Below are 6,709 nucleotides of genomic sequence, written 5' to 3'. Positions count from 1 at the left end.
CGGAATGTGCGAAGCTGAATAAAGATTACCCGTTATGTTCTGCCTTAATGGCGCGTGCGGACTACCGGAGCGGCGCGGAATGTGCAGGGGAACCGGAAGAGAAAGAATGTCCGGGCTCTTCTACGCAGTCGTGCGGGTGTAACAATGGCGGAACGCAAACGCGTACGTGCGATACGTCCACGGGTACGTGGAGCAGCTGGAGCGCGTGTTCCATTTCTGACGCTTGCAGCTGTGAAGGGGAAAGCACGCGTGCATGTGGATGCCAGGGGAAAGGCACGCAGACGCGCACGTGCAACACTTCCAACGGTACGTGGGGAGAATGGGGCGCTTGCTCCATAGCCGATGAGTGCGAATGCACGGGAACGAAGCCGGAAGAAAGCCAGACGTGCAACGACTGCGGCACACAGACTCGTTCTGTAACGTGTAACGCTTCTACGGGAGAATGGAGCACGGGTGCGTGGGGCGAATGCAGCAAGACGGAAGAAGAATGTTTGGAAGAACAGGATTGCTGTTCGGATTCCCTGTCGGAAAGTGCGTTTAAAGAATGTCTGGCGGCCAAATACGGTTTATCTTCTACCGAATATGTTTGCGCCAACGGCACAAATCTCGGTTATCACGCGGATATCGGCTCTATTTCCGGTGCGGCGGCCTGCGCGAGCAAACTGGTAGGCTTTGGCTGCTTCCTGCGTGCGGCCAACGGCCGGTGCGAGTCCTCGGATACGTACTGCCAGCAGCTGCGTTCCGATAATATCGGCTGGATCAGCGGCGGCTTTAAAAAGTATGCCTGCTCGGGCGCCACGCCGAATATTTCTGCTCCTACGCCTGTGGAGCCAGAAGAACAGTGGACATGGCAGACGGCGGATTGGTCCAACTCGTTAATCCGCAACGGCTCGTGCAATTCTATGAATCCGAGCGCCATTGTTGCCGAGCATTGTGCCTCTTCTAAAGCGATGAATGGCATGGTAGACTCCTGCCCGTCAACTCCTACGGAAGGCGTTCAATGTCAGTTGTCTTGCCGGTTGGGCGGAAAAGTATATCCGAAAGGTACGCTGATGAACTATGATCAGTTGGTAGCCAATCATACGGTGCTGAGCGCGTTTAATGATGTGAGCTGTACGTGTTTGGGCAGTATGGTAGGCAGTGGTCCCGATGCACATTGCGGTGGTAACCAGGCGTGTCATACCATCTGTGTTATTCCGTATACGCACACGGTGAAATACGCCGTTAAACAATAACGGTTTTGCTTAAACGGAAATTTAACGGGGCCTCCTGTTTAGGGGGCCCCGTTCTTTTGCCGCTTGGGCAGAAAAAACCGGCGGAAAAAATGAGGCTTCTTCGCCCCGTATTTGGTAAAATATATGGGAAAGATTTACTTTTATATAGGAGACCAGAATGAGCTGCGAAAAATGCACCCCTGAAGTACAAAATATGTGCTGCGTCTGCAAAGGCGCCAAGCACGACCCGGCCCCGATTCCTGAAGAAGGCAAATGGGTCAAAGCCAAACAAATTACCGACATCAGCGGTCTTACCCACGGCGTAGGCTGGTGCGCTCCCCAGCAGGGCGCGTGCAAGCTGACCTTGAACGTTAAAAACGGCGTGATTAAAGAAGCCCTGGTGGAAACGCTGGGCTGCTCCGGCATGACCCACTCCGCCGCCATGGCCGCGGAAATCCTCCCCGGCAAAACCATTTTGGAAGCTCTAAATTCCGACCTCGTTTGCGACGCCATCAACACCGCCATGCGCGAACTGTTCCTGCAAATCGTCTACGGACGCACGCAGAGCGCGTTTTCCGACGACGGCCTGCCGATCGGCGCCGGCATGGAAGACTTGGGCAAAGGCCACCGCTCCCAAATCGGCACGATGTACGGCACCGAAGCCAAAGGCGCGCGCTACCTGGAAATGGCCGAAGGCTACGTGCTGGAAATCGGCTTGGACAAAAACAGCGAAATCATCGGTTACAAATTCGTCAACCTGGGCAAAATGATGGACGCCATCAAGAAAGGCGAAGACCCGAAAACCGCGTTTGAAAAGAACGTCAACAAATACGGCCGCTTTGACGAAGCCGTCAAGAAAATTGACCCCCGCAAAGAGTAAGCCCAGGAGAAAATGAATATGATTACGTTTGAAGGATACGAAAGAAGAATTGATAAAATCAACTCCGTTTTGAAAGAGAACGGCATCGCCTCCTTGGAAGAAGCCAAGGAAATCTGCACCAAAAAAGGCATTGACGTGGAAAAAATCATCAAGGGCATCCAGCCCATCGCTTTTGACAACGCCGTCTGGGCTTACACCGTCGGCGCGGCCATCGCGCTTAAAGCCGGCGTAAAAACCGCCGCCGAAGCGGCCGAAAAAATCGGCGTGGGCCTGCAGAGCTTCTGCATTCCCGGCTCGGTGGCCGACCAGCGCGCCGTAGGCCTCGGCCACGGCAACCTGGGCGCCATGCTGCTTAGAGAAGAAACCAAATGCTTCTGCTTCCTGGCCGGCCACGAAAGCTTCGCCGCCGCCGAAGGCGCCATCGGTATCGCCCGCACCGCCAACAAAGTGCGCAAAGAACCCCTGCGCGTTATTTTAAACGGCCTCGGCAAAGACGCCGCCTACATCATTTCCCGCATCAACGGCTTCACCTCCGTGGAAACGGAATATGATTACAAAACCGGCAATTTGAAAATCGTGAGCGAAAAAGCGTTCTCCGACGGCGACAAAGCCAAAGTGAAATGCTACGGCGCCGACGACGTAAACGAAGGCGTCGCCATTATGCGCCACGAAGGCGTGGACGTTTCCATCACCGGCAACTCCACCAACCCGACCCGCTTCCAGCACCCGGTAGCCGGCACCTATAAAAAATGGGCGACCGAAAACGGCAAGAAATACTTCTCCGTGGCTTCCGGCGGCGGCACGGGCCGCACGCTCCACCCGGACAATATGGCCGCCGGCCCCGCTTCCTACGGTATGACCGACACCATGGGCCGCATGCACGGCGACGCGCAGTTCGCCGGCTCTTCCTCCGTGCCCGCGCACGTGGAAATGATGGGCCTTATCGGTATGGGCAACAACCCGATGGTCGGCGCGACGGTAGCCGTTGCGGTGGCCATTGCCGAAGCGAAATAGCACAGCTGTTTTGGACGAAAAAACCGCTCCCGCAAGGGGGCGGTTTTTTGTCGTCCCGTAAGCGGCGGCGCGGGTTTGCGGTGCGGAAAAATCCGCCCCCTGTTATGCGGGAAACTAATCCTTTTTGGCCGGCGGCGGCCAGTTGAAAAAAAACGTTTTTCCAGCAATACTATCAGTATAGAAGCAATTACAGCCGGGGCTGGAGGTGGGGTTATGAAAAATTTATTCGGAAGATACGGGTGGGTGCTGGCTTTGCTGACGGTGGCGGGCGCGCTGATGATGATTGGCTCGTCGCCGGTGTCGGCGGAGCAGTCCCCGTTTGCCGAGCTGCGCCGGCAAATGCCCGCCAAGCTGGACTTGCTGAGAGAACGCGTCAACGAAGCGGGCGGGCAGGACCTAAGTTTGGCGCTGTTGCTGGCTTCCCAAAACGAGGACGCCCGTCTGGTGGCCTCTACCGTGCTGGTGTACCAGCAGCACCCGCGCGAGCGCAAGCTGGCGGTGCTGTTGGCCGCGGCGGTGAAATACCATCAGGAGCTGAGCCTGATGCAGCGGGTGGAGGACAAATCGTTAAAGCAGGCGCTTTCGCAGGCCCCGGAGGAGATGGCCGGCATCAACGGTATGTTTCAGACGGTGGAGGAAATGCTGGCTATGTCGCCCGAGCAGTTAAAAGCGGCGGTGGCTAAAGCCCAGCAGTACAATATGCAGCGCAAAGCGGCCGAAGCCGTCAGGCGCACGGTCACGCATCATATGGGCCGGCAGGCCGCAGATAAAAAGAGTTGAGGAGGGTTAAGCTTTTGTAAAAACGGGGCGGGATTTATTTCCCGCCCCGTCTTTTGTGCCGGATAAATTAATGCGCCAGCACCCGCCACGCCGTAATGATACCCAGCGTCAGGATGAGTCCGCCCGCGGCGGCTATTATTTCGGCGGGTTTGGGCTTGGCGGGGACGGGGTCTTTGGGCAGGGCGTTTAAACGGTTTTGAAGGGCCGCCGGAGCCCCGCAGAAAAAAGCGTAGCAAATCAGGCGTTCGGGCCAGCGCGTAACAAAAACGGCGCCCGCCAGGCCGCCCAGCCACAGCGTGCCCCACACCCACGGCGGAAGAGGGGCTTTTTTATGCATATATTCGCAGGTGCGGGCAATCAGCGCGTTTAACGGGAAGAACGTAATCAGTCCGCCCAGCGTACGCACGAGCGGGCCGCCTTTTAGCGGCTTTCCGTCCAGGCGTTTAAATCCGCGTCCCGCGGCCTGCCATTGGCGGTATATCCAATAAAACGAGAATAATCCGCCGCTTGCCGCGTTGAGCAAAAACAGCGTGCGCGCGCCGATGAAATAAAACATATTGGAAAGGCCTTTTTCTTTTAATTCCCGTCGGCGCTGCTGACGCCGGGCTTCGGTAACGTAGGTCCATTTTTTAAGGCTTAGCGCGTAGGCCGCGTACAGAACGGCGAGAATGCCGAGCATTTGAATGATTCTTTCCATATGCCTATTATAAATAATTTTGGGGCGGGGTGTGTGCGGCCGGGAAACAGTTAAGCAGAAGCGCTTAAAAAATACTAAAATATATATATCTGCAAACCGAATTTTAATCAAAGGCCTGCGCGCCTTTTGGTATAGAAGCCCCCGCGGTTGTTTGGAGGGGGATTTTTGTGGAAATTAATCAGGAAGATACAGACTGAAATATGAACAACACCCGCCAGGACGTACGCAACGTGGCCATTATCGCCCACGTAGACCACGGTAAGACCACCATCGTGGATTCACTCCTTAAATTTGCCGGAGAATTTAAAGTAAAAGAGGACCAGGCGCAGGACACCGTTTTGGATTCCAACCCGCTTGAGCGCGAGCGCGGAATCACCATTTTGGCCAAATGCACCTCTATCGGCTATAAAGGCCATACCGTTAATATCGTAGACACGCCCGGCCACGCGGACTTCGGCAGCGAAGTGGAGCGCGTACTGCGCATGGTGGACGGCGCCATTTTGATGGTGGACGCGGTGGAAGGCCCCATGCCCCAAACCCGCTTTGTATTAAGAAAAGCCCTGGCCCTGGGCCTGCGCCCGATTGTGGTTATCAATAAAATGGACCGCGAACACGTGCGCCCCAGCGAAGTGGTGGACGAAGTGTTCAACCTCTTTATGGAGCTGGGCGCGACGGACGAACAGCTGGACTTTCCGATTATTTACGCCTCCGGCCGCGCCGGCTGGGCGAGCCTGAAAATGGAAGAAAAGGGCAGCGACATCGCCCCAATTCTGGACACGATTTTAACCCACGTTCCCGCGCCGGAAGCGATTCTGGACGCGCCGCTTCAAATGCAGGTAACCATGCTGGATTACAATAACTTTTTGGGCCACGTGGGCATCGGCCGCATTTTGGCGGGCAGCATTGCCAAAGGTCAGCAGGTGGCGCTTATTCATCACGACGGTTCCGTCACCAACGCCAAAGCCGCCAAAATTGAACGCTTTTTGGGGCTTGGCAAAGTGGAAGTGGAAAACGCCACGGCGGGGGACATCGTGTCCATCGCCGGATTGGAAGGCGTGGACGTGGGCGATACCATCTGCCGCCCGGACGCTTTAAAGCCCCTGCCGCCGCTGGCTATTGACGCGCCGACCATGTCCATGGACTTTATGGTAAACGACAGCCCGTTCTCCGGCCGCGAGGGCAAATTCGTTACCAGCCGCCACTTAAAAAACCGCCTGGAAAAAGAAGCCCAGACCAACGTGGGCCTGCGGGTGGAACAGCTGGAAGGCGAAGGAAAATTTAAGGTATACGGCCGCGGCGAGCTGCACCTGACGATTTTAATTGAAAATATGCGCCGCGAAGGCTTTGAACTGGCCGTTTCTTCCCCGGAAGTGATTTATAAAGAAGAAAACGGACAGCTCTTAGAGCCTATGGAATACCTGATTTTGGATATTAAATCCGAATTTCAGGGCGCGGTTTTCACCATGCTGGGCACCCGCGCGGCCAAGCTGGAAAATATGGTTTCCGAAGGCGAAGACCGCCTGCGCTTGGAATACCTGATTGCCTCGCGCGCGCTGATTGGTTTTAAAAACGAATTCTTGACCAATACGCGCGGCACCGGCATTATGCACCACAGTTTCCACGGGTATTACCCCAAAGTTAACCTGCCGGATTTGCGCCGCAACGGCGTGCTGATTGCCAAAGAAGACGGGGAAACCACTCCTTACGCTTTGTTCGCGCTGGAAAACAACGGCGAACTCTTTTTAGGTCCGGGCGTAAAAGTGTACGCGGGGGAAATCGTGGGCCAGAACGCCCGCTCCAACGATCTGGTCGTCAACCCCTGCAAGGCCAAACATTTAAGCAATATGAGAAGCAAAGCGAGCGACGAGTCCTACGTGCTCACGCCGCCGCGCACCATGAGCCTGGAACAGGCCGTGGAATATATTGCGCCGGACGAACTGGTGGAAATTACGCCTTCTTCCCTGCGCCTGAGAAAGAAGATTCTTTCCCATCTCCTCAGAAAGCGCACCGAAAAAGCCGCGGAGCTGGCGGAAGAGGAAGAGGCGTAAAACCGCGCCGCCGGGGGGTAGCCTCCGGGCCGGAGCTGTTTGCCCGCTTATTTGCTAAAAGGCCCGCGCCGCATTT

The 6,709-nt window shown here is 55.9% G+C and carries 5 protein-coding genes and 1 pseudogene; 5 read left to right on the top strand and 1 reads right to left on the bottom strand.

Features of this window, described 5'->3' with window-relative positions:
• From ACQY36_RS07795 to ACQY36_RS07780, 4 genes and pseudogenes are all read left to right on the top strand, one after another.
• Positions 1-1,235 (top strand): annotated as a pseudogene (locus tag ACQY36_RS07795) (hypothetical protein); the annotation flags it as partial.
• Positions 1,236-1,392: 157 nt separating this feature from the next.
• Positions 1,393-2,094: an iron-sulfur cluster assembly scaffold protein gene (locus ACQY36_RS07790; protein WP_428056778.1), complete on the top strand. Its 702-nt coding sequence runs from the start codon at positions 1,393-1,395 to the stop codon at positions 2,092-2,094.
• Positions 2,095-2,112: 18 nt separating this feature from the next.
• The gene (locus ACQY36_RS07785; protein ID WP_428078705.1) at positions 2,113-3,108 is read left to right on the top strand and encodes a GGGtGRT protein; all 996 of its coding nucleotides are present in this window, start codon (positions 2,113-2,115) and stop codon (positions 3,106-3,108) included.
• 213 nt (positions 3,109-3,321) lie between these two features.
• Entirely contained in the window at positions 3,322-3,888 is a 567-nt protein-coding gene (locus ACQY36_RS07780) for a hypothetical protein (RefSeq protein WP_428078703.1), read from the top strand.
• A gap of 67 nt (positions 3,889-3,955) precedes the next feature.
• Here the strand turns inward: ACQY36_RS07780 and ACQY36_RS07775 are convergent, their stop codons facing one another.
• Positions 3,956-4,585: a hypothetical protein gene (locus ACQY36_RS07775; protein WP_428072010.1), complete on the bottom strand. Its 630-nt coding sequence runs from the start codon at positions 4,583-4,585 to the stop codon at positions 3,956-3,958.
• A gap of 200 nt (positions 4,586-4,785) precedes the next feature.
• Between ACQY36_RS07775 and typA the strand changes: the two genes are divergently transcribed.
• Entirely contained in the window at positions 4,786-6,633 is a 1,848-nt protein-coding gene (gene typA, locus ACQY36_RS07770; RefSeq protein ID WP_428078701.1) for a translational GTPase TypA, read from the top strand.
• Positions 6,634-6,709: the final 76 nt, after the last annotated feature.

The organism is Candidatus Avelusimicrobium alvi (assembly GCF_958451995.1).
GTDB lineage: Bacteria > Elusimicrobiota > Elusimicrobia > Elusimicrobiales > Elusimicrobiaceae > Avelusimicrobium > Avelusimicrobium alvi.
This window is presented reverse-complemented; position numbering and strand designations above follow the sequence as displayed.

Excerpts from the sequence above, each read along its gene's own strand:
- typA (WP_428078701.1), top strand. The coding sequence starts at position 4,786 with ATGAACAACACCCGCCAGGACGTACGCAACGTGGCCATTATCGCCCAC.
- ACQY36_RS07775 (WP_428072010.1), bottom strand. The coding sequence starts at position 4,585 with ATGGAAAGAATCATTCAAATGCTCGGCATTCTCGCCGTTCTGTACGCG.
- ACQY36_RS07785 (WP_428078705.1), top strand. The coding sequence starts at position 2,113 with ATGATTACGTTTGAAGGATACGAAAGAAGAATTGATAAAATCAACTCC.
- ACQY36_RS07790 (WP_428056778.1), top strand. The coding sequence starts at position 1,393 with ATGAGCTGCGAAAAATGCACCCCTGAAGTACAAAATATGTGCTGCGTC.
- ACQY36_RS07780 (WP_428078703.1), top strand. The coding sequence starts at position 3,322 with ATGAAAAATTTATTCGGAAGATACGGGTGGGTGCTGGCTTTGCTGACG.